This window comes from Pseudomonas petrae, assembly GCF_021728295.1.
Taxonomy (GTDB): domain Bacteria; phylum Pseudomonadota; class Gammaproteobacteria; order Pseudomonadales; family Pseudomonadaceae; genus Aquipseudomonas; species Aquipseudomonas petrae.
Genome location: NZ_JAKJXE010000003.1, coordinates 1 through 22896, shown reverse-complemented (window position 1 = coordinate 22896; position 22896 = coordinate 1). Strand labels below are relative to the sequence as shown.

The window sequence follows — 22896 nt, the reverse complement described above, 5'->3', positions numbered from 1 at the left end:
CATGTTGAGCCCTTATTCCTCGCCCATCGAGCGGGTCTGGCATTACACGCTGCGCACGCTGTGCGGGTTGATTCTGTTGTTTCTGGTGCTGCCAGTGCTGGTGATCGTGCCGCTGTCCTTCAACTCCGGGAGTTTTCTGGTCTACCCGCTGCAGGGCTTTTCGCTGCACTGGTATCAGGACTTTTTCGGCTCGGCCGAGTGGATGCGCGCGCTGAAAAACAGCCTGATCGTCGCGCCTGCTGCCACGGTGCTGGCGATGGGTTTCGGGACGTTGGCGGCCATCGGTCTGACCCGCAGCAACTTCCCCGGCAAGGCGCTGGTGATGGCGCTGGTGATTTCGCCGATGGTGGTGCCGGTGGTGATTGTCGGGGTGGCGAGCTACCTGTTTTTTGCGCCGCTGGGTCTGGGCAACAGCTATATCTCGCTGATCCTGGTGCACGCCGTGTTGGGTGTGCCATTCGTGATCATCACCGTGTCGGCCACGTTGCAGGGTTTCAATTACAACCTGGTGCGTGCGGCGGCGAGTCTGGGCGCTTCGCCAACGACGGCGTTTCGGCGTGTGACCCTGCCGCTGATTGCGCCGGGCGTGATCTCCGGGGCGCTGTTTGCTTTCGCGACCTCGTTCGATGAAGTGGTGGTCACGCTGTTCCTCGCAGGCCCGGGCCAGGCGACGCTGCCGCGGCAGATGTTCAGCGGCATCCGCGAAAACCTCAGCCCGACGATTGCCGCTGCTGCGACGTTGCTCATCGGCTTCTCGGTCGTGCTGTTGCTGGTGCTGGAATGGCTGCGTGGTCGCAGCGAGAAACTGCGCACGGCGGTGGAGTGATCCTGCGATTCGTTTGCCGGATTGGTGTACGCCGCAGATTGTGTGGCTGGCCCGATCCGAAATGTAGGAGCGCGCTTGCCCGCGAAATGTTGTGTCAGTGAGCATTTTCATCTCAGACACTACGCAATCGCGGGCAAGCGCGCTCCTACAATGATCCGTGGGGAATCCAGATGCCGTTGCCGATTTGGAATCTCCGCGTTGCCTCGCCACACCACAAAACTGACGCCCGGCACGATCCAGTCTATGTTTGACTCAGCGCATGCCACCCTGCCTTGTAAAAGAGCCACGTCTCCAAAAACAACGTAAAGGACGAGCCCGATGAGTGTTTCTGCCTTCAAAATCGCCAAAAAACTGATCACCGGACCCGCCGCGATTGAGCAGTTGTCGGCCGAGCTGACCCGGCTCAACGTTCAAAATCCGCTGATTGTCACCGACGCGATATTGGTCAAATCCGGAACGGTCGACCTCGCGCTGGCGCAATTGGGCGGTCGTCGTTATGGCCTGTTTGATCAGGTCAAACCCGAGCCAGAAATTTCTATCGTTGAGGACTGCACCCGGACCTACCGGGAGGGCGGTCACGACGGCCTGATCGGCGTGGGCGGCGGCAGTGCAATCGATATCGCAAAGGGCGTCGCAGCGTTCGCCAGCCACGAAGGGCCGCTGGCCGAGCTGTTCGGGGTCGATCTGGTCAAGCGCAAAGGCCCTCCGCTGATCGCCATCCCGACGACCGCCGGTACCGGTTCGGAAGTCACCAACGTGGCGATCTTTTCGGACAAGCAGGCTCAGTTGAAAAAAGGCATCGTCAGCGATTACCTGTTGCCCGACGTCGCGCTGGTCAGCCCGTTGATGACCCTGACCTGTCCGCGCAGTGTCACGGCAGCCAGCGGGGTCGATGCGCTGGTGCACGCCATCGAGGCTTACCTTTCGGTGAATGCCTCGCCGATCACCGACGCCATTGCGCTGGGTGCCATCAAGCTGATCGTCAAGGCGCTGCCCAAGGCCTACGCCAATCCGTCGAGTTTGCAAGCGCGAGAAGACATGGCCACCGCCAGCCTTATGGCCGGCATGGCGTTCGGCAATGCCGGGGTTGGCGCGGTGCATGCGTTGGCGTATCCGCTGGGAGGGCGTTTCAACATTGCCCACGGCGTCAGCAATGCGCTGTTGCTGCCGTACGTGATGGAGTGGAACAAGCTGGCGTGCGTTGAGCGGATGCGCGACATCGCCGAAGCGATGGGCGTCCGCGTCGCGCACCTGAGCGACAAGGACGCCGCCGACCTGGCGGTGAAAGCCATGGCCGACTTGTGCGCAGTGGTGGAAATCCCGTCTGGCCTGCGCAGCTTCAATGTGCCCGAAGACGCCATTCCCGCGATGGCCGAAGAGGCCAGCAAGATCGAGCGCCTGATGCGCAACAACCCACGGAAACTGACCGCCGCCGACATCGAGAAAATCTACCGCGCTGCGTATTGATCGTCTCAGGTGGCCTGGGTGTCCGGCCGCACTGCGGCGGATCTGGCGGTCTTCACAGATTCTGTCGCGCCAGGCCTTGTGCCGTTCACGCCACCTGATCCAAGCCTCTCGGCCCACTCACTTGCGGCCCAACGCATGTTTCAAACTCTTGGAGTACAATGCGCGCCACCGTGATTTCGCTCATAAAAGGTGCGTCATGCAGCCCTTCGCTATTGCTCCTTCGATTCTGTCCGCCGATTTCGCCCGTCTGGGGCAAGAAGTCGACAACGTCCTGGCCGCTGGCGCCGACATCGTCCACTTCGACGTCATGGACAACCACTACGTCCCCAACCTGACGATCGGACCGATGGTCTGCGCGGCATTGCGCAAATACGGCATCACCGCGCCCATCGACGTTCATCTGATGGTTAGCCCGGTGGATCGCATCATCGGCGATTTCATCGAAGCCGGCGCAACCTTCATCACCTTCCACCCGGAAGCGACCCAGCACATCGACCGCTCCCTGCAACTGATTCGCGAAGGCGGCTGCAAGGCGGGTCTGGTGTTCAACCCGGCGACCCCGCTGAACCTGCTCGAATACGTCATGGACAAGGTCGACATGATCCTGCTCATGAGCGTCAACCCGGGCTTCGGCGGTCAGAAATTCATCCCCGGCACGATCAACAAGCTGCGCGAGGCCCGTGCGCTCATTGACGCGTCCGGTCGCGACATCCGTCTGGAGATCGACGGCGGCGTCAACGTCAATAACATCCGCGAGATCGCCGCAGCCGGTGCCGACACCTTCGTCGCAGGCTCGGCCATTTTCAACGCGCCTGATTACCGCGAAGTCATTGCGAAGATGCACGCAGAACTGGCGTTGGCCCGTTGACCAGCGGCTTCGAGCAGCTGTTTCCGGGCCGTCTGCCCAAGCTGGTCATGTTCGACCTCGACGGCACACTGGTCGACTCCGTGCCGGATCTGGCTGCGGCGGTGGACAAAACCCTGATCCAGCTCGGCCGGCCGCCGGCGGGCATCGAGCGGGTGCGTGACTGGATCGGCAACGGCGTGCGCGTGCTGGTACGCCGCGCGTTGGCGAACGGGATGGACCACGCGGCTGTGGATGAGGAATCCACGGAGGCTGCGCTGGCGATTTTCATGGAGGCTTACAGCGGCAGCCATGCCCTGACCAAGGTCTACCCCGGCGTGCGCGAAACCCTGAAATGGCTGCAGAAGATGGGCGTCGAGATGGCGCTGATCACCAACAAACCGGAGCGCTTTGTTGCGCCCTTGCTGGATGACCTGAAGCTCGGACGGTTCTTTCGCTGGATCGTGGGTGGCGACACGCTGCCGCAGCAGAAGCCCGACCCGGCGGCGCTGTTCTTTGTCATGAAAATGGCCGGCATACCGGGTTCGCAGTCGCTGTTCGTGGGTGACTCGCGCAACGACGTGCTGGCAGCAAAAGCGGCGGGTGTCGCCTGTGTGGCATTGAGTTATGGCTACAACCACGGACGCCCGATCGCGGAAGAGTCACCGGCGCTGGTCATCGACGATTTGCGCAAGCTGATTCCGGGCAGTTCTGCCGGTTGCTTAGCGCAGGGCGCTGAGATAACGTTGCCCGACATCAAATCCCCCTCTTTTAGAGAATCCATCGTGGTGGTCACTCGCAAACTCTGGATGAAAGTCATCAAGGCCCTGGCCCGCTGGCGTTGGCGCGCCTGACTTGAATCTGGCCGGAGCCCCGGCGCGTTTGCATCCCTGACCGTTTTCCCTCAGACCACGAGGCTGATATGACCCGCGAAGAATTCCTGCGTTCGGCCGCTGAAGGCTACAACCGCATCCCCCTTGCCTACGAAACCCTGGCTGACTTCGACACCCCGTTGTCGATCTATCTAAAGCTCGCTGACGAGCCGAACTCCTACCTGCTTGAGTCGGTGCAAGGCGGGGAGAAGTGGGGGCGTTATTCGATCATCGGGCTGCCGTGCCGCACGGTCATGCGCGTGCATGACCACACCGTCAGCGTGACCCGCGACGGTGTCGAGATCGAGCGCCTGGAAGTCAAAGACCCGCTGGACTTCGTCGAGACTTTCAAGGCTCGCTACAACGTCCCGACCATCGCCGGTCTGCCACGCTTCAACGGCGGTCTGGTGGGCTATTTCGGTTATGACTGCGTGCGTTATGTAGAACCGCGTCTGGGCGCATGCCCGAATCCTGACCCGCTGGGCGTGCCGGATATTCTGCTGATGGTGTCCGATGCCGTCGTGGTGTTCGATAACCTGGCCGGCAAGATGCACGCGATCGTGCTGGTCGATCCGGCTCAGCCTGAAGCCTATGAAGGCGGCCTGGCGCGACTCGAAGCGCTGATGGAGAAACTGCGTCAGCCGATCACGCCCCGTCGTGGTCTGGACCTGACCCGTCCGCAGGCGGCGGATCCGGTGTTCCGTTCCAGCTTCACCCAGTCGGATTATGAAAAAGCCGTCGACACGATCAAGGAATACATCCTCGCGGGCGACTGCATGCAGGTCGTGCCGTCCCAGCGCATGTCCATCGACTTCAAAGCCGCGCCGATCGACCTGTACCGCGCGCTGCGGTGTTTCAATCCCACGCCTTACATGTACTTCTTCAACTTCGGCGACTTCCACGTCGTCGGCAGTTCGCCGGAAGTGCTGGTGCGGGTGGAGGACAATCTGATCACCGTGCGCCCGATTGCCGGGACGCGTCCCCGTGGCGCCACCGAAGAAGAAGATTACGCGCTGGAAGTCGACTTGCTGTCTGACGACAAAGAGATCGCCGAGCACCTGATGCTCATTGATCTGGGCCGCAACGACACCGGACGTGTCTCGGAAATCGGTTCAGTGAAGCTCACCGAGAAGATGGTCATCGAGCGTTATTCGAACGTCATGCACATCGTGTCGAACGTCACCGGTCAGCTGAAAAGCGGCCTGACGGCGATGGATGCGCTGCGGGCTATCTTGCCAGCAGGCACGCTGTCGGGAGCGCCGAAGATTCGCGCGATGGAGATCATCGACGAGCTGGAGCCGGTCAAGCGTGGTGTGTACGGCGGCGCAGTGGGCTACTTCGCCTGGAACGGCAATATGGACACCGCGATCGCCATCCGTACAGCGGTAATCAAGAACGGTGAGCTGCACGTGCAGGCCGGTGGCGGCATTGTCGCGGATTCTGTGCCAGCGCTGGAGTGGGAAGAAACCCTCAACAAGCGCCGCGCGATGTTCCGCGCCGTGGCGCTGGCGCAGCAGACGCCCGAGGCCTGAAGGTTGTTCTGCACATCAAAACGGCGCCAGTGGCGCCGTTTTTTTATGCCGATCACAAATCCCACTGGGGGGATGGCTTCAGAAGTCCAGGCTCACCGCCAGATTCACCCCTTGCTGCGTCACGTCATCATTCTTGCGCCAGTTATAGCCGGCACGCAGCGTCAGGTCGGGCGCCAGCTTCTGGCTCAGGCCCACGCTTGCGCGATTCAAACTGCGCTGCGGGTCATACCCCTGCAGATCAAAGTTCACGCCCGGCACACTGTTCAGCGCGATGGTCACGTCCTGCTGATCGGTATCGAACTCACGCTCATGGGCCACTTCGCCAAACAGCTGGGTCTGCGGCGTAATGTCGAACTTGCCTTGCAGCCCCGCGCCAAGCCGCTTCGACTTGCGCGTCTGGTCGTCGTAATTCAGCGCTGTCGCGCGGGCGCTGTTTTCCGAATAGCTGTCGACGTTGACGTGGGAATAGTCGGCGCTGATGAACGGCGAGAAATGCCAGCGACTGGTTTGATCGGCCAGATCAAAGCCTAAACGGCCACTGACCGCCCAAAGATCGCCGTTGGTGTCGCCTTTCTCGGCACCTTCGCTGATGCCCAGTGCGAACTTGCGCTTGAGGTTGTCGTAGTCGAGTTTTCCACCCGAGGCTGCCAGGTCTGCCCACCAGTGTTGCGCCTGATACTGCACGAACGCGGTCGCGATATAGCTGTTGAGTTTGTAGTCCGAATCCTTGGCGCCGGCTTCGAGTGTTTGCCGGTAAGCGCCCGCAACCAGGCCGGCTCTCCAGTCTTCAGCAAAACGATAGCTGCCGCCCACCGTGAGGTTGTAGCCATGACCGTCGCCGCTCGCGGAATTGCTTTGCGCGTCGAAATCCATTTTCTGACCGCCACCGGCGACGATGGCGCGCCATTCACCAACGTTCTGCCAATTGCCCCAGTCCGCTAGCCACTGACTGCGCAGTTCATCCTGCTGCGCCCGCAACGTACCGTTTGCCATTTCCGGCAGCAGCGTAATTTCCCACGGTGCGGACAGAATCGAATACCCGTAGTCGGCGATCAGGCGCTGACCCGCGACGGTCGGGTGCACGCCGTCGTTGAACAGCAGTTTGGTCGGATCAGGGGTCAGGCCGCCAATTCCGTAAACGCTGTTGGCGGTGCAGCTGTTGCCGCTGAAACAAGTGCCCACCAGGTTCTGATCGGCTGCCAGTCCGTAGCGCGCCGGATCGGTCAGTACATCCCGTACAAGGCCCGGCACGTTGAGCGGAATGACCTCGGCATCGATTTGCCCCAGACGGTTGACCAACTGCTGGTTGAACACCCCACTCAGCAACGTCGACGGCACCTGCAATGGCGTCCCGAACACTGCAGGCGTGCGGCCGATGTCAGGCAGCAGCCAGACCATAATGTAACGCGCCCCGGCCTGGGACAGGATTTGTGCGCCATTGGCCAGGTTGTTCGCGGCGTTGACTGCCTGTCCCGGACTCAGCACCCGGCCCTGAAGGAAGTCATTACCTCCCCCGGTCAGGTAGTAAAGGGCGTTCGGGTCAGCCCGCGAGCTGTTTTCAAGGAGATAACCGGGTCGCGTCCGGAACACCGTGGTGACGCCGGTGGTGGCGTCGGTGTTGGCAATCTGTGATTGGGTGGTGATCGCCGCGAGGATCTGATCCGTCCGGTCGCCGCCCACCGCCCAATTGTTGCCATCCGCCAACCCTTGCGCGGCGCGAACGGGGGAGGTCGACGCCTGCAAATCCCCGGGCGCCACGCCAAGCATTCCGCCCAGCAGCGTCGACGAGTTCAGGCCGAATGCCTCTCCGCTGCCGTTCAGGTACGTCGGGCCGGTGCGGTTGGTGAAGCGCAAGGTTGCGCCCGGTGGTCCGCCCGCATCGGGGAACTGCCCGGCGTCGGCGAGGCTGTCGCCGAACACGATCATCGTTGAATAGGGTGAAGAGGCGGCCAAGGTCGAGGAGCAGGCGAGCGATAGCAGGCAGGCCGCAAACGGCCAGCGCAGTGTTGCTTTGAGCATGGGGGCATCCCTTATTGTTTTCAGTGCTGTACGAGAAGGTAGCAGCCGCGACACAACTCGCCACGTTCTGCGGCAATCACGGCAAATATTCTGTACTGGCCTCCATGCTGCGATCTGCACCTTGCGGGCGTCCAAATCCTGCCAATCGGCCGCTGGCCCGCGCCATCCGGGCACTGCGATATTGCGCGCCCTGCGGCGGTACGCTACTGTGCGGCAACGTATGAACGAGACCTTTCCTGTGTCGATTGTCAGCAGCTTCTTGATGCGCGTTATCAAGGGCCACGCCCGCTGGCGTTGGCGCGCCTGACTATTTCCCCCGCCGGCCCCGCCGGATCTGTATTGATATGCCTTCTGATGCCTCGGTTTTGCAGTGCCTCGCCGGAACCCCCCCTGCGACCCCTCTGCGTGCAACTGCGGTCAGAAAACAGAAGGCCACGTTAGAAGTCAGTAATTCAAAAGGTTAAGCACCATGCTGCTGATGATCGATAACTACGACTCCTTCACCTACAACGTCGTGCAGTACCTGGGCGAGCTGGGTGCCGACGTCAAAGTGATTCGCAATGACGAAATGACCGTCGCCGAAATCGAAGCCCTGAACCCCGAGCGCATCGTCGTTTCCCCCGGCCCGTGCACGCCGAACGAAGCGGGCGTGTCCATTGACGTGATCAAGCATTTTGCCGGCAAGCTGCCTGTGCTCGGCGTCTGCCTGGGCCATCAGTCGATTGGCCAGGCGTTTGGCGGCGACGTGGTGCGTGCGCGCCAGGTCATGCACGGCAAGACCAGCGAGCTGATTCACGAAGACAAAGGCGTGTTCGAAGGCCTGAAGCATCCGTTGACCGTGACCCGCTATCACTCGCTGGTGGTCAAGCGCGAGACACTTCCGGACTGTCTGGAATTGACCGCCTGGACCCAACGCGAAGACGGCTCCGTCGATGAAATCATGGGCCTGCGCCACAAGACCCTGAACGTCGAGGGCGTGCAGTTTCACCCTGAATCGATTCTTTCCGAGCAGGGCCACGAGCTGTTCGCCAACTTCCTCAAGCAGACCGGCGGCACCCGTCAGGGTTAAGGACACTTCGACATGGCAATGGATATCAAAACGGCGCTGGGCCGGGTTGTGAATCAACTGGACCTGAGCACCGATGAAATGCGCGACGTCATGCGCGAGATCATGACCGGCCAGTGCACCCAGGCGCAGATCGGCGCATTTCTGATGGGCATGCGCATGAAGAGCGAGAGTATCGACGAAATCGTTGGTGCGGTGTCTGTCATGCGCGAGCTGGCGGATCAGGTCCAACTCAAAACCCTCGACGGCGTGGTCGACATCGTCGGCACCGGTGGCGATGGCGCGAACATCTTCAACGTCTCGACTGCCGCCTCGTTCGTGATTGCGGCAGCCGGTTGCACGGTCGCCAAGCACGGCAATCGCGCGGTCTCCGGCAAGAGCGGCAGCGCCGATTTACTGGAAGCCGCAGGCGTTTACCTGAACCTGACCCCGGTACAAGTGGCACGCTGCATCGACAGCGTCGGCATCGGTTTCATGTTCGCGCAAACCCATCATGGCGCGATGAAACACGCCGCCGGACCACGCAAGGAACTGGGCCTGCGGACCCTCTTCAACATGCTCGGCCCACTGACCAACCCGGCCGGCGTCAAGCATCAGGTGGTCGGCGTGTTCAGCCAGGCGCTGTGCCGGCCTTTGGCCGAAGTGCTGCTGCGGATGGGCAGCAAACATGTGTTGGTGGTGCACTCCCAGGATGGCCTGGACGAATTCAGCATCGCCGCGCCGACGTTCGTCGCGGAACTGAAGAACGGCGAAGTGACCGAATACTGGGTGCAGCCCGAAGATCTGGGCATGAAAAGCCAGAGCCTGTTCGGCTTGGTGGTCGACAGCCCGGCGCAATCGCTGGAATTGATTCGCGACGCGCTGGGTCGACGCAAATCCGAACACGGCCAGAAAGCCGCCGAAATGATCGTGCTCAATGCCGGCGCTGCGCTTTACGCGGCTGACCATGCGTCGTCATTGAAAGAAGGCGTGGCTCTGGCACACGACGCACTACACACGGGCCTTGCCCGCGAAAAGCTGGAAGAACTGGGTGCCTTTACCGCGGTATTCAAGCAGGAGAATGAAGGATGAGCGTGCCGACGGTATTGGAAAAGATTCTGGCCCGAAAGGTTGAGGAAGTCGCTGCGCGTCGAGCCAGTGTCAGCCTGGCCGAATTGGAGACCCTGGCGGCCGCAGCCGATGCGCCGCGTGGGTTCGCCAAAGCGATGATTGCCCAGGCCAAGCGCAAGCAGCCGGCCGTCATTGCAGAAATCAAGAAGGCTTCGCCGAGCAAAGGCGTGATCCGCGAAAACTTCCAGCCGGCGGAAATCGCCAAGAGCTACGAAGCGGGTGGGGCCACGTGTCTTTCTGTGCTGACCGACATCGATTTCTTTCAAGGCGCTGACGAGTATCTGAAGCAAGCCCGGGCGGCGTGCTCGCTGCCAGTGATCCGCAAAGACTTCATGATCGACCCGTATCAGATCGTCGAAGCGCGGGCGTTGGGCGCTGATTGCATCCTGCTGATCGTGTCGGCGCTGGATGATGTGAAGATGGCCGAGTTGGCCTCAGTCGCCAAAGGTGTCGGCCTCGACGTGCTGGTTGAAGTCCACGATGGCGACGAGCTGGAGCGGGCATTGAAAACCCTCGACACCCCGCTGGTGGGCGTCAACAACCGCAACCTGCACACGTTCGACGTCAGTCTGGAAACCACACTCGACTTGCTGCCACGTATTCCGCGTGATCGGTTGGTCATCACCGAAAGCGGCATTTTCCATCGCGCCGACGTTGAGCTCATGGAAATCAGCGACGTCTACTCTTTCCTGGTGGGTGAGGCGTTCATGCGCGCCGAGAAGCCGGGTGTGGAGTTGCAGCGGCTGTTTTTCCCGGAGAAAGGCACCGCGATCAAATCCGGCGGCTTGGACTGATCCACCGTTGTAGACCACAAAGCCATCGCCAGTCGCGTTAGGAGGCAGCATGAACCTTCAGCTCTTGGAAACCTGCGTTGAAGCCGGGCTCAAGGCCGAGCAAGACCTGCTGGCGTCGGTGTGTGATGGCCACGCCGACAGCGGCTTGCTGTTCTGGCGGCCTACCGACCGCGCGTTGGTCATGCCGCGGCGGTTGAGCCGTCTTCCCGGCTTCACTGAAGCCAGCGAAACGCTCGCCGACAGCGGTTGGCCTGTGCTGTTGCGTGAAAGTGGCGGCGAGCCCGTTCCGCAATCGCCCTCGACGGTCAATGTGGCGCTTGTGTATGTGCAGCCGGACACCGATCTGGATCGCGACCGCATCGAAAACGCCTACATGCGCCTGTGTCAGCCGATCCTCGATACGCTGGGTGAGCTGGGCGGCGCTGCATCCCTGGGCGAAGTCGAAGGTGCCTTCTGCGATGGCCGCTTCAACGTCAACCTCAATGCTCGCAAGATGGTCGGTACCGCGCAGCGCTGGCGGCAGAGTCAGGGTGGCAAGCGGCCGGTGGTGTTAGCCCATGCCGCGATGCTGCTGGATGACGAGCGCGTCGAAATGGTCAATGCCGTCAATCGCTTCAATGAAACCTGTGAACTCGATCCACGTTGCAACGCTGAAAGCCATATCGCTTTGCATGAGCTGTTCGAAGCGCCGGATTTTCTTGGCCGCTTGAGCGAACGCTACACACGTCTGCTTGCCGGGATCTGATTCACCTGCAGATACCGGTCAGTCCGTTAACGGGTGCCGAAAACCACCATGGTTTTGCCCCGGACATGCACCAGGTTCTGCTCTTCGAGCGATTTGAGCACACGACCGACCATCTCCCGTGAACACCCCACGATACGACCAATCTCCTGGCGGGTGATCTTGATCTGCATGCCATCAGGGTGCGTCATCGCGTCAGGCTGTTTGCACAGATCGAGCAGGCTACGGGCAACGCGGCCGGTGACGTCCAGAAAGGCCAGATCGCCGACCTTGCGCGTGGTATTGCGCAGCCGTTCGGCGATCTGCGCACCGATGGCGTACATCAATTCGGGATCATGCTGACTGAGCTCGCGGAACTTGGCGTAACTGATCTCGGCCACTTCACATTCAGTTTTCGCGCGCACCCAGGCGCTGCGCTGGGCACCGGCGGCCGTCTGTTGAAAAAGCCCCAGTTCGCCAAAGAAATCCCCGGTATTGAGGTAGGCCACGATCATCTCGCGGCCTTCGTTGTCCTCGATCAGGATCGTCACCGAGCCCTTGATGATCAGGTACAGCGAGTCCGATTCTTCGCCTGCGCAGAGGATGTTGCTCTTCGCGGGGCATCGTCGTCGCTGGGCGTGTGGCAGCAGTTTGTCGGCGATTTTCATCTTGTTCGGAGGCGGCACGGCAAGCATGGCTGTATCCCGTAAAAAACTGCGCCCTGAGGCATTCCTAAAGGTATCGGCAGTATTTCCGATTTGACGCAGTTCAACAGCGGCAATTAGCCATTTTTTCAGACACTTCCTACATTTCGGTCGTTTTCGGGCATGTCCGGTTCACTCAGCGACGGTAGGGCCCTGTGCTAAGCTGGCCGCCATTTTTCAAGCATTGGAGTCCGGTGATGAAGGCGCGTATTCAATGGGCGGGTGAGGCGATGTTCCTCGGTGAGTCCGGCAGCGGCCATGTGGTTGTGATGGATGGCCCGCCAGAAAGCGGCGGTCGCAACCTGGGTGTCCGCCCGATGGAAATGGTGCTGATTGGCCTGGGTGGCTGCAGCAACTACGACGTGGTCAGCATCCTCAAGAAAGCCCGTCAGCCCATCGAAAGCTGCGAGGCGTTTCTGGAAGCCGAGCGCGCCAGCGAAGATCCCAAGGTGTTCACCAAGATCCATTTGCACTTCGTGGTTAAAGGGCGCGGTCTGAAAGAGACGCAGGTCAAGCGTGCGATCGAGCTGTCCGCCGAGAAGTACTGCTCGGCGTCGATCATGCTGGGTAATGCCGGCGTCGAAATCACCCACGACTACGAGATCATCGAACTGGGCTGAGCAACGCTCAATTTTCACAAAAGCGGTGCAGGCTATGGCATGCGACTTCTGACGTCTGCATAATGCGCCCCTTTTTCAGGGCGCGACCGCCGGATAGCCGGCTCGCCTCCGACCAGACAACCAAAATCGCCAACGCGAAGAGGTGTTAACCGTCCTACGCAGCTGAGCCGGGCTCAGTTGACGGGCATGCTTGATCACGCGGCCAGCGCCGCACCCATATAGAGAGTTTTTAACGGTGAAAAGCAAACTCAAGCTCCACGGGTTCAATAACCTGACCAAGACCTTGAGCTTCAACATCTATGACATCTGCTATGCGGAAACCCCGCAGGACCAGCAGGCCTACGTCGAGTACATCAACAGTGTGTACGACGCCGAACGCCTGACGCGGATTCTCACCGATGTCGTCGATATCATTGGCGCGAACATCCTGAATATCGCGCGTCAGGACTACGACCCACAAGGCGCGAGTGTGACCATTCTGATCTCCGAGCAGCCGGTCACGCCGACCGACAGCCAGATCGAAGAATCCCCGGGTCCGCTGCCGGAAACCATCCTCGCGCATCTGGACAAGAGCCACATCACGGTCCACACCTATCCTGAAATTCACCCCGTTGACGGCATCGCCACCTTTCGTGTGGACATCGACGTGTCGACCTGCGGCGTGATCTCGCCGTTGAAAGCGCTGAATTACCTGATCCACAAGTTCGAGTCCGACATCGTGACCGTCGACTATCGCGTGCGCGGTTTCACTCGTGACGTCGAAGGCAAGAAGCACTTCATCGACCACGAGATCAACTCGATCCAGAATTACCTTTCCGATGACACGCGCGACAGCTACCAGATGACTGACGTGAACGTGTACCAGGAAAACCTGTTCCACACCAAAATGCTGCTCAAGCAGTTCGAGCTGGACAACTACCTGTTCGGCGACGCCACCAGCAATCTCTCCGCTGAACAGCGCGAGCAGGTCACTGGCCGCGTGAAGCACGAAATGCTCGAAATCTTCTACGGTCGCAATATGCCGGTCTAAGGTTTCAGCGGTACAAAAAAAGGCGCCTCTTCAGGCGCCTTCTTTGTTTCCAGCCTTTAGTGGCAGCCTTGCTCCTTGATAGAAGCCGGCCGACCGCAGATCCGATCAGATCCGGTAAGCGGTCTTGGTCATGACTTTGGCGATCAGGCTCATGCCGAATTTCACCGGCGCCGGAAAGCGGAACCCGCCTGCCTCGATCGCGCTTTCGGCGTGTTGTTCCTCGTCGGCGCGCATCTGTTTGAGAATCGCTCGGGACTTCTCGTCCTCGACCGGCAATTGCTCCAGGTGCTCGTTCAAGTGTTTGCACACCTGATCTTCCGTCGCCGCAACAAAGCCCAGGCTGATTCGATCACTGATCAAGCCAGCCACTGCGCCGATGCCAAACGAAGCACCGTAGAACAGCGGGTTGAGCACACTGGTATGACTGCCCAGCTGATGAATGCGTTGCTCGCACCACACCAGATGGTCGATTTCTTCCTCGGCGGCGTGTTCCATGGCTTTGCGCACCTGAGGCAGCTTCGCGGTGAGCGCCTGCCCCTGGTACAACGCCTGAGCGCAGACTTCGCCGGTGTGGTTGATGCGCATGAGCCCGGCGACATGTCGGGTGTCTGGCTCATTCATCTTGGTTTCTGGTTGAACGATGGCAGGCGAGGGACGATGTGCGTGCGCGCTGACGGGCAGCAGCGTCTTCATCGCTGCGTCGGCCTGAAGCAGAAAACGGTCGATAGGGGAGTAGTGACGTTCGGTAGCCATGGGCGCCTCCGGGTAAATCCACGGTGGCCAGTCTACCTCAAACGGTGTAACTGGGCTTGTCCGGCGTGAGCCCGCCGAGGCGTGGGGCACGCGACCGGCGGGTAGATCAGGCTTTACAGTGTTGACTCAGCCCGGCGGCCAGTTCATCTGGCGCTGACCCAACACGTGCATGTGAATGTGATAGACGGTCTGGCCGCCTTTCTCATTGGTATTCATGACCACGCGGAAGCCGTCCTCGCAACCCAACTCTTTCGCCAGGCGCTGCGCCGTGAACAGGATATGGCCCAGCAGGCCTTTATCGTCTTCAGTCACGTCGTTGAGGGTGGCGATCGGTTTTTTCGGGATGACCAGAAAGTGCACTGGCGCCTGTGGGGCGATGTCGTGAAAGGCCAGCACTTGATCATCTTCGTAGATGATCTTCGCCGGGATTTCCCGGTTGATGATCTTGGTGAACAAAGTATCCACAGCCTTCTTGCTCCGTTTCGAGGGGGATGAAGGCAGTGTACTGAGCGTCCCGGGTCACGCCCAGACGTTTGTTGCGATGGGCCGCGTCAGACTGACGTACGAGATTTGAGAATCGAGCCCCAGAGCTTTCGCGTCATCCAGCGACTGGCAAAGCGCGGCAGGCGCGTCAGTAGCCTGTTACGCCAACCCGGGATGATCACCGCACAGTTCTTGTCCAGCGCGCGAACGGTGTACAGCGCGACTTCCTCGGCGGTCATGTGTTTGTCATGGGTAAACTTGCCAGCATCCAGCTGAGCGGTCCGGAAAAACGCGGTGCGCGTAGGGCCCGGGCACAACACCGAAATCTTCACACCGGTTTTGTGCAGCTCCTCGCGCAGCCCTTCGGAAAAATGCAGAACGTAGGCTTTGCTTGCGGCGTAAGTGCTCATCCACGGCCCGGGTTGAAAGCCCATGATCGACGCAACGTTGAGGATCTGGCCGCCGCCTTGCACCGCCATCAGGTTGCCAACCGTGTGACAGAGGCGCGTCAACGCGAGCACATTAAGGTCGAGCAGGTCTTGCTCTTGCGCCCACTCTTGAGCCAGAAACGGCCCGCTGTTGCCGATGCCGGCGCAGTTGACCAGCAAATCGATACTTCGCGAGCCCTCCTCGAGTTCAAGCAGAAAGCCCGAGAGGCGCAGCGGTTCACCCAGATCGCAGGCGCGGAACAGCACCTCGACACCAAAGCGTTGGGTGAACTCGATGGCGATGCTTTCGATCATCTCCCGGTGCCTGGCCACCAGAATAAGGTTGCGACCCCGGCGGGCGAGGGCTTCGGCCATCGCCAGGCCAATACCGCTGGATGCACCTGTGACCATGGCGTAACGGGTCATGCAATTCTCCAGTGTTTGCAGCTCGTATTGAGACAGCATCCTTGCTGCCAGATAGTTATTGGTCGTCGTTGCTGTCGGAGGAGTCACCACTATCTACAGGATCAACGGGGACGGTCGGTTGTTCCGTGTCATTGGTGTCACTGGCGTCATCGTCGTAGGGCAGTGCTTGTTCGTATGCGCTGGTGGTGGCTTCAACCTCTTCCTGAATGGATTCCAGTCCGCCCATTACCCCAGCCACTAACGCCAGCACAAGTACCACAAGCCAGAGCACCGCAAGGACTTTGACGCGCGGCGTGTTGCTGGGCGGCGGCGGACCGTATTCATTAGGGCCCGTGCTGCCGGGGACGGCCATCATCACGATCGGAAAGAAGCTGCCTACCACCGGCACAAGATTCAGCAGCAGCAACCAGGCAGACATACCAGCGTCATGCAGACGCTGGGCGCCGATCTGGACACTGACGACGACAAACGCGACGAACGCGACAGTTCCCAATAGCCCTCCCGCCACGAGTGAAACGCTGAGAACGCCGACACACAAGGCAGCGACCAGCATCGCGACCCCTACCAGCGCCAGGCTCCACGCCAGATAGCGCAGACGGCCTATGCGTCCCTGAATGGAAAATACCTTCAGCTCGCCGACGGCGGGCCAGTCTTGTGCTACTGGCGTGCGCGGCGGTGCGTAAGGAGAAGTCGTGGGGTCGAAAGCCGGACGCTGGGGAGCGTTCTCAGCCACTTCATCAAGGCTCAGTGTCACTGGCTGCTCAGGCTCGATGCGGCCCTCGACACCTGCATCGTTCAACGCCGCGAGATAGCGCTGCGCGTCGTCCCGCGTCAGGCTGCGCTTGATGGTCACGGGATTGCCGGTGAAGAGACGATCAACGCCGGACACGTCGGTCTTGAACAACTGCGCCAGGTTCAGGCGCGCTGTTTCCAGCTCAACGCCTGTTCGCAACTGTCCTTCGAAAACGATCTTGAAGTGCTCCGCCATGCTGGCTTCCTTGTCTTGAGTTCATACGATGTGAGCAATGTGCGTCAGAACGGTTTGACGACGACCAGAATGACCACGGCCAGCAGGATCAACACGGGTATCTCGTTGAACCAGCGATAGAACACATGGCTGCGGCCTGGCTCTCCGCGCGCGAAGCGTTTGACCTGCGCGCCGCATACGTGGTGATAGCCAATCAGCAATACGACCAGGGTGAGCTTGGCATGCAACCAGCCTTGCTGCAGGAACCCCGGTGCGAGGACGATTAGCCAGATACCGAACACCAGGGTGGCGATCATCGCGGGCATCATGATGCCCCGGTATAACTTGCGCTCCATGGTGCAGAAACGCTCGCGGCTTACCGAGTCCTCACTCATGGCGTGATAGACGAACAATCGCGGCAGATAGAACAAGGCGGCGAACCAGCACACCATCGCAACGATATGCAGCGCTTTAATCCAGAGATAGAGCATTTTGGTTTGTTTCCAGGAACACGGTGCCAAATAGTAGTGGCTTCCGCGCCCGTACGTCACGTTCGCGGTTGTCCCATTGGCAATCGACCCATATGATCAGCGGCTTTCCACTGGTTTCGTTGAGGGGCAGGTTATGGTCAAGGTCGGTATCGTCGGCGGTACGGGTTACACCGGCGTCGAGTTGCTGCGTCTTCTGGCGCAACACCCGGAAGCTGAAGTGGTTGCGATCACCTCGCGTTCCGAGGCAGGTCTGCCTGTCGCTGACATGTATCCAAACCTGCGCGGTCACTATGACGGCCTGGCGTTCAGCGTGCCGGACGTCAAAGTGCTCGGCGCATGTGATGTGGTGTTCTTCGCCACGCCTCACGGTGTCGCACATGCTTTGGCAGGCGAACTACTCGCCGCTGGCACCAAGGTCATCGACCTCTCTGCCGACTTCCGTCTGCAAGACCCGGTCGAGTGGGCCAAGTGGTACAACCAGCCCCACGGCGCGCCCGAATTGCTCGACGAAGCGGTGTACGGCCTGCCGGAAGTCAATCGCGAGCACATCAAGGGCGCACGCCTGATCGCGGTGCCGGGTTGCTATCCGACCGCGACCCAGCTGGGTTTTCTACCACTGCTCGAAACGGGCCTTGCCGATCCGTCGCGCCTGATCGCCGACTGCAAATCGGGCGTCAGTGGTGCAGGTCGCGGCGCCAGTGTGGGCTCGCTGTATTCCGAAACCAGCGAGAGTTTCAAGGCCTATGCCGTTAAAGGTCATCGCCATCTTCCCGAAATAACCCAGGGGCTGCGTCGTGCTGCAGGCGGTGATATCGGGCTGACGTTCGTGCCGCACCTGACGCCAATGATTCGTGGTATTCACGCCACTTTGTACGCAACCGTCGTCGACAGGTCGGTGGATTTGCAGGCGTTGTTTGAGAAACGCTATGCCAACGAGCCCTTCGTCGACGTGATGCCCGCAGGCAGCCATCCGGAAACTCGCAGCGTTCGCGGAGCTAACGTATGCCGCATGGCGGTGCATCGTCCGCAGGATGGCGATCTGGTGGTGGTGCTGTCGGTCATCGACAATCTGGTAAAAGGTGCTTCGGGCCAAGCTGTGCAGAACATGAACATCATGTTTGGTCTGGATGAGCGTCTGGGTCTGTCCCATGCGGGGATGTTGCCGTAACAGCAGCTTCAAGCTTCAAGCTTCAAGCTTCAAGCTTCAAGCTTCAAGCGGCAAGTCTCAACTCGATTGCTGATAGCGGGCTGTTTCTTGCAGCTTGTCGCTTGCGACTTGTGGCTGCCGTGAGAATAGTTGACCATTTTTCTGGGAGAAGCGGATAATGCGCGTCATTACGCATTATGACGGCTTAGCGCCGGGAGATTTTGAGCATGAGCGTTGAATCCTTTACCCCTGTGGCTTTGGAATTCACCCACGGTGCCGCGCACAAGGTGAAAACTCTGGTTGATGAAGAGGGCAATGACCGCCTTAAGCTCCGCGTCTTCGTGACGGGTGGCGGTTGTTCAGGTTTTCAGTACGGTTTCACCTTTGATGAAGACGTCGCCGACGATGACACCATCGTTGAGCGCGAGGGTGTCAGCCTGGTGGTCGACCCCATGAGCTTCCAGTACCTGGCAGGTGCCGAAGTGGATTATCAGGAGGGTCTGGAAGGCTCTCGCTTCGTGATCAAGAACCCTAACGCCTCGACTACCTGCGGCTGTGGCTCTTCCTTCTCGATCTGACTCAACCGTTACACATAAAAACGCCGCGCATTTGCGCGGCGTTTTGCATGGCGAGCGTTGCGCTTAGGCCGGGTAGATTGCGCCCAGAACTCGCAACCCTTTGGCCCCAGTCACGCTCGGACGGTTGGCGGGTACGCTTTCCAGCGCGCAGTGCGCAAGCCAGGCGAACGCCATTGCTTCGACCCAATCAGGATCAACGCCGAATTCCGCAGTGCTCGTGACCTTTGTTGCCGGCAGCAGCGCCGCTAGTCGATCCATCAACGCCTTGTTGTGAGCGCCGCCGCCGCAGACCAGCAGTTCTTTGGTCTGCGCCTGTGCCGATTGCAGCGACTCTGTAATGCTCAATGCGGTGACTTCCAGCAGTGTCGCCTGCACGTCTTCGGGTCTCAGCGTTGGCATCTGGAACAAATGGTGGTGAACCCAGCCAAGGTTGAACACTTCACGGCCCGTGCTCTTCGGCCCCTTCGTTTGAAAGAACTGATCACTGAGCATGGACTTTAGCAGCGCATCATTGACTGTTCCGCTAGCGCCCCACGCGCCATCTCGGTCATAGCTCACGCCGCGCTGTGCCTGAATCCAGGCGTCGAGCAATACATTGCCTGGACCTGAGTCGAAACCGGAAACCGGTTTGTCGATCTCGATCAGGCTGAGGTTGCTGAAACCACCGACGTTGAGCACGGCGCGGTAGTCCTTGTTATCGTCGAACAGTGCTTCGTGGAATGCGGGAACCAGCGGCGCGCCCTGGCCACCTGCAGCGATGTCGCGCTTGCGGAAGTCGCTGACCACGGTGATGCCTGTTAGCTCGGCGAGCAGGGCAGGGTTGCCAATCTGAATAGTAAAACCGCGGGCCGGCTCGTGACGAATCGTCTGACCGTGACTGCCGATCGCGCGGATTTCACCGGCTGACACATTCTGCTGGTCCAGCAGGGCCAGTACGCCTTGAGCCGCGAGGTGAACCCATTTTTGCTCGGCGATGCCGGCACGCGCCAGCTCGTCCGGGCCGCTGGCACAGAGCCCCAGCAATTCGGCGCGAAGATCGTCGGGCATGGGAATGTAGTAGGTGCCGAGCAAACGTGGTCGGTCATCCTGTTCTACCAGCGCGAAGTCGAGTCCATCCAGACTGCTTCCGGACATTACACCTACATATAAAGTCATGGCTCAGCGCTTACTCGAGGCCAGCATGGTGGCCTTTTCCTGGTCCATGCGAGCCATCAAAGGTTGGCTCTCCTGCATGAACCGCTGTTTTTCGGACTTGGCGATCGGATCAGCCATCGGCAGCTTCTGCCCCAATGGGTCGACATGAACGCCGTTTACCTGGAACTCGTAATGAACATGAGGACCCGTGGACAGGCCGGTGGTTCCAATATAGCCAATGACTTGACCCTGCTTGACGCTGGATCCGGACTGAATGCCCTTGGCAAAACCTTGCATGTGGCCGTATAGCGTCCGGTAGGTTTCACCGTGCTGAATGATCACGGTATTGCCGTAGCCCCCGCGCCGACCGGCCAGAATGACTTTGCCATCGCCGGTCGCCTTGATTGGCGTGCCACGAGGTGCAGCGTAGTCGATGCCTTGGTGGGCGCGAATCTTGTTCAGGATCGGGTGTTTGCGACCGGATGAAAACAGCGAGCTGATGCGGGCGAATTCGACCGGCGTGCGGATGAATGCCTTACGCATGCTGTTGCCGTCTGCGGTGTAATAATTGGTGTTGCCTTGCTTGTTCGTGTAACGCACTGCGGTGTAAGTCTTGCCGCGATTTACGAAGCGCGCCGAAAGAATATTGCCCGTACTGACGGTCTTGCCGTTGACGACCTTCTGTTCGTAGATCACATCGAACTCGTCGCCCTTGCGGATATCCTGGGTGAAGTCGACGTCGTAGCCGAAGATGTTTGCCATCTCCATGGTCATGGTATGGCTGAGGCCTGCACGCTGGGCGGATTGTGACAGCGAGTTATTTATCATGCCGTGCACGTAGGCAGTGCGAACATTGGGTTTGCTCACGTCACGGGTAAATGTGTAGCCCTTGTCTGTCCGGGACAAGCTGATGCTTTCTGTCTCGCTCAGCTTGCTGTGCAACTGCTTGAGATTGCCTTCAGGCGAGAGTTCGAATTGCAGCACCTGGCCATTTTTCAGCTGGCTGAACTGCTTGGCTTGTTTGTCGCTGGCAATCAAGTCGTGCACGGCCGTCGCAGGCAGGCCGACTTTGCCGAACAACGTCGACAGCGTATCGCCCTTCGATACCACTACTTCCCGGTGCGTCGGGCCTTTGGCAGCAGCAACCTCTTTCGGCGCGGCCTTGGTGTCGTTGGAGGTCTTCGCTGTATCAGCCGGTTCAGCGGCATCACCTTCGATCTGGGCGAAAGGAGAATCTACGGGCGCCTCTGTAGCTTGAGTCTGTTCTTGAGCGTCTTGTTCTTGCTTGATCTGATCAGCTGGCGTGTCCAGTTCTAGAGCAAGGTTTGTTCGTTTGGCTTCGACGTCGCTGGATGGGAATACAAGGAGAGCCAGGCTAAGCAGTGCGGCGATACCGCTGGCTGCGAGCAGGTGGCTCTTCGGATAAAGCGGTGGCGCTTTAGGCGGAGTGTCGGTCATAGGTAATTTTGACTTTGAAAAAGATGAATTGGAAAAGATGAATGACATGATGAAGATGAAATAACTGTATAAAATATAACCAAATCTCGCCTGAGGCAAGCTTGCGATCGGCTCGCTCCGCGATTCGTCGCGCACCTATTGTCAGAACTTGTATTTGGGCGCTGATCTTGTATGGTTGTTTCCCTTTGAAATAAGGCATTACGGGGCGGTTATGAAGTCGGTTGAAGAGCAGCTAGCGCTGATCAAACGCGGTGCAGATGAACTCCTGGTCGAGGCCGAGCTGATCACAAAGCTCAAGCGTGGGCAGCCACTTCGCATCAAGGCCGGTTTTGATCCAACCGCGCCCGATCTGCACCTCGGACACACGGTGCTTATTAATAAGCTGCGTCAATTCCATGATCTCGGGCATCAGGTGATTTTCCTGATCGGCGATTTCACCGGGATGATTGGCGATCCGAGTGGCAAGAGTGCTACCCGTCCCCCGCTTACGCGCGAGCAAGTGCTCGATTACGCCGAGACGTATAAGGCTCAGGTCTTCAAGATTCTGGATCCGGCCAAGACCGAGGTGGCATTCAATTCCACCTGGATGGATCAACTGAGTCCTGCAGACTTCATCCGGCTCTCCTCCCAGTACACCGTGGCCCGCATGCTCGAGCGTGATGACTTCGATAAGCGCTACAAGTCGAACCAGTCGATCGCCATTCACGAATTTCTTTATCCGCTGGTGCAGGGCTACGACTCGGTTGCTTTGCGCGCTGACGTCGAGCTGGGCGGTACCGATCAGAAATTCAACTTGCTGATGGGGCGTGAGCTGCAGCGCGCCTATGGTCAGGAAGCCCAGTGTGTTCTGACGATGCCGTTGCTGGAGGGGTTGGACGGCGTCAAGAAAATGTCCAAGTCGCTGGGTAACTATGTAGGTATCCAGGAGGCGCCCGGCATTATGTACAGCAAGCTCGTCTCCATCCCCGATGCATTGATGTGGCGTTACTTTGAGCTGCTGAGCTTCCGCACCATGGAAGAGATCGCCGCTTTTAAAGCGGACTGCGAAGCGGGTGCGAATCCACGCGACATCAAGATCAAGCTGGCGGAGGAGATTGTTGCGCGCTTCCATGGTGAAGAGGCTGCGACTTCTGCCCATCGTTCTGCCGGTAATCGTATGAAGGATGGGGAGCTTCCGGCAGATCTTCCGGAGATCGACCTGGCTGCGGCCGAAGATATGCCGATTGCTGCCGTCCTTAATAAGGCGGGCCTGGTAAAGAACTCTGCAGTAGCTCGCGACCTGCTGGCATCCGGCGGCGTGCGTTTAGATGGTGAGGTAGTGGATCGCGGGTTTGTATTCAAGCTGGGCGCGACCCATGTTTGCCAGGCCGGCAAGAAGGCATTCGGGCGGATTACACTTCGTTTGGAGTAATGTTCAAATAAGTGC

At 59.5% G+C, this 22896-nt stretch carries 23 protein-coding genes; 14 read left to right on the top strand and 9 right to left on the bottom strand.

Annotated elements, in window-relative coordinates; translation table 11 throughout:
• Window position 1 precedes the first annotated feature (1 nt).
• The 5 genes from L4G42_RS05865 to trpE all read left to right on the top strand — a co-directional run bounded on the left by L4G42_RS05865 (window position 2) and on the right by trpE (window position 5541).
• A complete protein-coding gene (locus L4G42_RS05865) occupies window positions 2-826 on the top strand; it encodes an ABC transporter permease (RefSeq protein WP_065991348.1) in 825 nt (274 codons plus the stop codon).
• A 318-nt stretch (window positions 827-1144) separates the two neighbouring features.
• Window positions 1145-2293 (top strand): iron-containing alcohol dehydrogenase, encoded by a 1149-nt coding sequence (locus L4G42_RS05860; RefSeq protein WP_237260634.1) that lies wholly within the window; start codon window positions 1145-1147, stop codon window positions 2291-2293.
• 196 nt (window positions 2294-2489) lie between these two features.
• Entirely contained in the window at window positions 2490-3161 is a 672-nt protein-coding gene (rpe, locus tag L4G42_RS05855; RefSeq protein ID WP_237259604.1) for a ribulose-phosphate 3-epimerase, read from the top strand.
• A 47-nt stretch (window positions 3162-3208) separates the two neighbouring features.
• Window positions 3209-3991 (top strand): phosphoglycolate phosphatase, encoded by a 783-nt coding sequence (locus tag L4G42_RS05850; RefSeq protein ID WP_237251823.1) that lies wholly within the window; start codon window positions 3209-3211, stop codon window positions 3989-3991.
• 68 nt (window positions 3992-4059) lie between these two features.
• On the top strand, window positions 4060-5541 hold the full coding sequence (gene trpE, locus L4G42_RS05845; protein WP_237260632.1) for an anthranilate synthase component I: 1482 nt from the start codon (window positions 4060-4062) through the stop codon (window positions 5539-5541).
• Window positions 5542-5619: 78 nt separating this feature from the next.
• On the opposite strand, the gene estP is transcribed toward trpE, so the two are convergent.
• Window positions 5620-7560, bottom strand: coding sequence for an esterase EstP (gene estP / locus L4G42_RS05840; RefSeq protein ID WP_237251506.1), 1941 nt, complete (start codon window positions 7558-7560; stop codon window positions 5620-5622).
• A 469-nt stretch (window positions 7561-8029) separates the two neighbouring features.
• On the opposite strand from estP, the gene L4G42_RS05835 reads away from it, so the two are divergent.
• From L4G42_RS05835 to L4G42_RS05820, 4 genes are read left to right on the top strand one after another with little or no spacing between them, the layout of a single operon-like run.
• Window positions 8030-8629, top strand: a complete 600-nt coding sequence (locus tag L4G42_RS05835) for an aminodeoxychorismate/anthranilate synthase component II (RefSeq protein WP_122536584.1) — start codon at window positions 8030-8032, stop codon at window positions 8627-8629.
• Between the two features lie 18 nt (window positions 8630-8647).
• Complete coding sequence (trpD, locus tag L4G42_RS05830) at window positions 8648-9697, top strand: anthranilate phosphoribosyltransferase (RefSeq protein ID WP_237251821.1); 1050 nt, start codon at window positions 8648-8650, stop codon at window positions 9695-9697.
• Window positions 9694-10530, top strand: a complete 837-nt coding sequence (gene trpC, locus L4G42_RS05825; protein WP_237251505.1) for an indole-3-glycerol phosphate synthase TrpC — start codon at window positions 9694-9696, stop codon at window positions 10528-10530. The genes trpD and trpC overlap by 4 nt, the downstream gene beginning before the upstream one ends.
• Window positions 10531-10579: 49 nt before the next feature.
• The gene (locus L4G42_RS05820; protein WP_237251504.1) at window positions 10580-11275 is read left to right on the top strand and encodes a lipoate--protein ligase family protein; all 696 of its coding nucleotides are present in this window, start codon (window positions 10580-10582) and stop codon (window positions 11273-11275) included.
• A gap of 26 nt (window positions 11276-11301) precedes the next feature.
• Here the strand turns inward: L4G42_RS05820 and crp are convergent, their stop codons facing one another.
• Window positions 11302-11946: a cAMP-activated global transcriptional regulator CRP gene (gene crp / locus L4G42_RS05815; RefSeq protein ID WP_237251503.1), complete on the bottom strand. Its 645-nt coding sequence runs from the start codon at window positions 11944-11946 to the stop codon at window positions 11302-11304.
• Between the two features lie 206 nt (window positions 11947-12152).
• On the opposite strand from crp, the gene L4G42_RS05810 reads away from it, so the two are divergent.
• Together L4G42_RS05810 and speD are read left to right on the top strand one after the other, a co-directional pair.
• On the top strand, window positions 12153-12575 hold the full coding sequence (locus tag L4G42_RS05810) for an OsmC family protein (protein WP_237251502.1): 423 nt from the start codon (window positions 12153-12155) through the stop codon (window positions 12573-12575).
• Between the two features lie 235 nt (window positions 12576-12810).
• Window positions 12811-13605, top strand: a complete 795-nt coding sequence (speD, locus tag L4G42_RS05805; protein WP_037019204.1) for an adenosylmethionine decarboxylase — start codon at window positions 12811-12813, stop codon at window positions 13603-13605.
• 105 nt (window positions 13606-13710) lie between these two features.
• Here the strand turns inward: speD and coq7 are convergent, their stop codons facing one another.
• From coq7 to hemJ, 5 genes are all read right to left on the bottom strand, one after another.
• Window positions 13711-14358 carry a 2-polyprenyl-3-methyl-6-methoxy-1,4-benzoquinone monooxygenase gene (gene coq7, locus L4G42_RS05800; RefSeq protein WP_237251501.1) on the bottom strand — a complete coding sequence of 216 codons (648 nt, stop codon included), beginning with the start codon at window positions 14356-14358 and terminating at the stop codon, window positions 13711-13713.
• A 126-nt stretch (window positions 14359-14484) separates the two neighbouring features.
• The gene (locus L4G42_RS05795) at window positions 14485-14823 is read right to left on the bottom strand and encodes a histidine triad nucleotide-binding protein (protein WP_065991361.1); all 339 of its coding nucleotides are present in this window, start codon (window positions 14821-14823) and stop codon (window positions 14485-14487) included.
• Window positions 14824-14909: 86 nt separating this feature from the next.
• Entirely contained in the window at window positions 14910-15695 is a 786-nt protein-coding gene (locus tag L4G42_RS05790; RefSeq protein WP_237251500.1) for an SDR family NAD(P)-dependent oxidoreductase, read from the bottom strand.
• 55 nt (window positions 15696-15750) lie between these two features.
• On the bottom strand, window positions 15751-16683 hold the full coding sequence (locus tag L4G42_RS05785; RefSeq protein WP_237251499.1) for a DUF805 domain-containing protein: 933 nt from the start codon (window positions 16681-16683) through the stop codon (window positions 15751-15753).
• 44 nt (window positions 16684-16727) lie between these two features.
• The gene (gene hemJ / locus L4G42_RS05780) at window positions 16728-17153 is read right to left on the bottom strand and encodes a protoporphyrinogen oxidase HemJ (RefSeq protein WP_133775438.1); all 426 of its coding nucleotides are present in this window, start codon (window positions 17151-17153) and stop codon (window positions 16728-16730) included.
• Window positions 17154-17286: 133 nt separating this feature from the next.
• On the opposite strand from hemJ, the gene argC reads away from it, so the two are divergent.
• Both argC and erpA read left to right on the top strand, forming a co-directional pair.
• Complete coding sequence (argC, locus tag L4G42_RS05775; protein WP_237251498.1) at window positions 17287-18321, top strand: N-acetyl-gamma-glutamyl-phosphate reductase; 1035 nt, start codon at window positions 17287-17289, stop codon at window positions 18319-18321.
• Window positions 18322-18527: 206 nt separating this feature from the next.
• Window positions 18528-18878 (top strand): iron-sulfur cluster insertion protein ErpA, encoded by a 351-nt coding sequence (gene erpA / locus L4G42_RS05770; RefSeq protein WP_237251497.1) that lies wholly within the window; start codon window positions 18528-18530, stop codon window positions 18876-18878.
• 63 nt (window positions 18879-18941) lie between these two features.
• Here erpA and L4G42_RS05765 read toward each other — a convergent pair whose 3' ends face one another.
• Both L4G42_RS05765 and L4G42_RS05760 read right to left on the bottom strand, forming a co-directional pair.
• Window positions 18942-20033, bottom strand: coding sequence for an anhydro-N-acetylmuramic acid kinase (locus tag L4G42_RS05765; protein WP_237251496.1), 1092 nt, complete (start codon window positions 20031-20033; stop codon window positions 18942-18944).
• A gap of 3 nt (window positions 20034-20036) precedes the next feature.
• Window positions 20037-21470, bottom strand: coding sequence for a peptidoglycan DD-metalloendopeptidase family protein (locus L4G42_RS05760; RefSeq protein WP_237251819.1), 1434 nt, complete (start codon window positions 21468-21470; stop codon window positions 20037-20039).
• Window positions 21471-21681: 211 nt separating this feature from the next.
• Between L4G42_RS05760 and tyrS the strand changes: the two genes are divergently transcribed.
• Window positions 21682-22881, top strand: coding sequence for a tyrosine--tRNA ligase (gene tyrS / locus L4G42_RS05755; protein WP_237259602.1), 1200 nt, complete (start codon window positions 21682-21684; stop codon window positions 22879-22881).
• The last annotated feature ends 15 nt before the right edge of the window (window positions 22882-22896 follow it).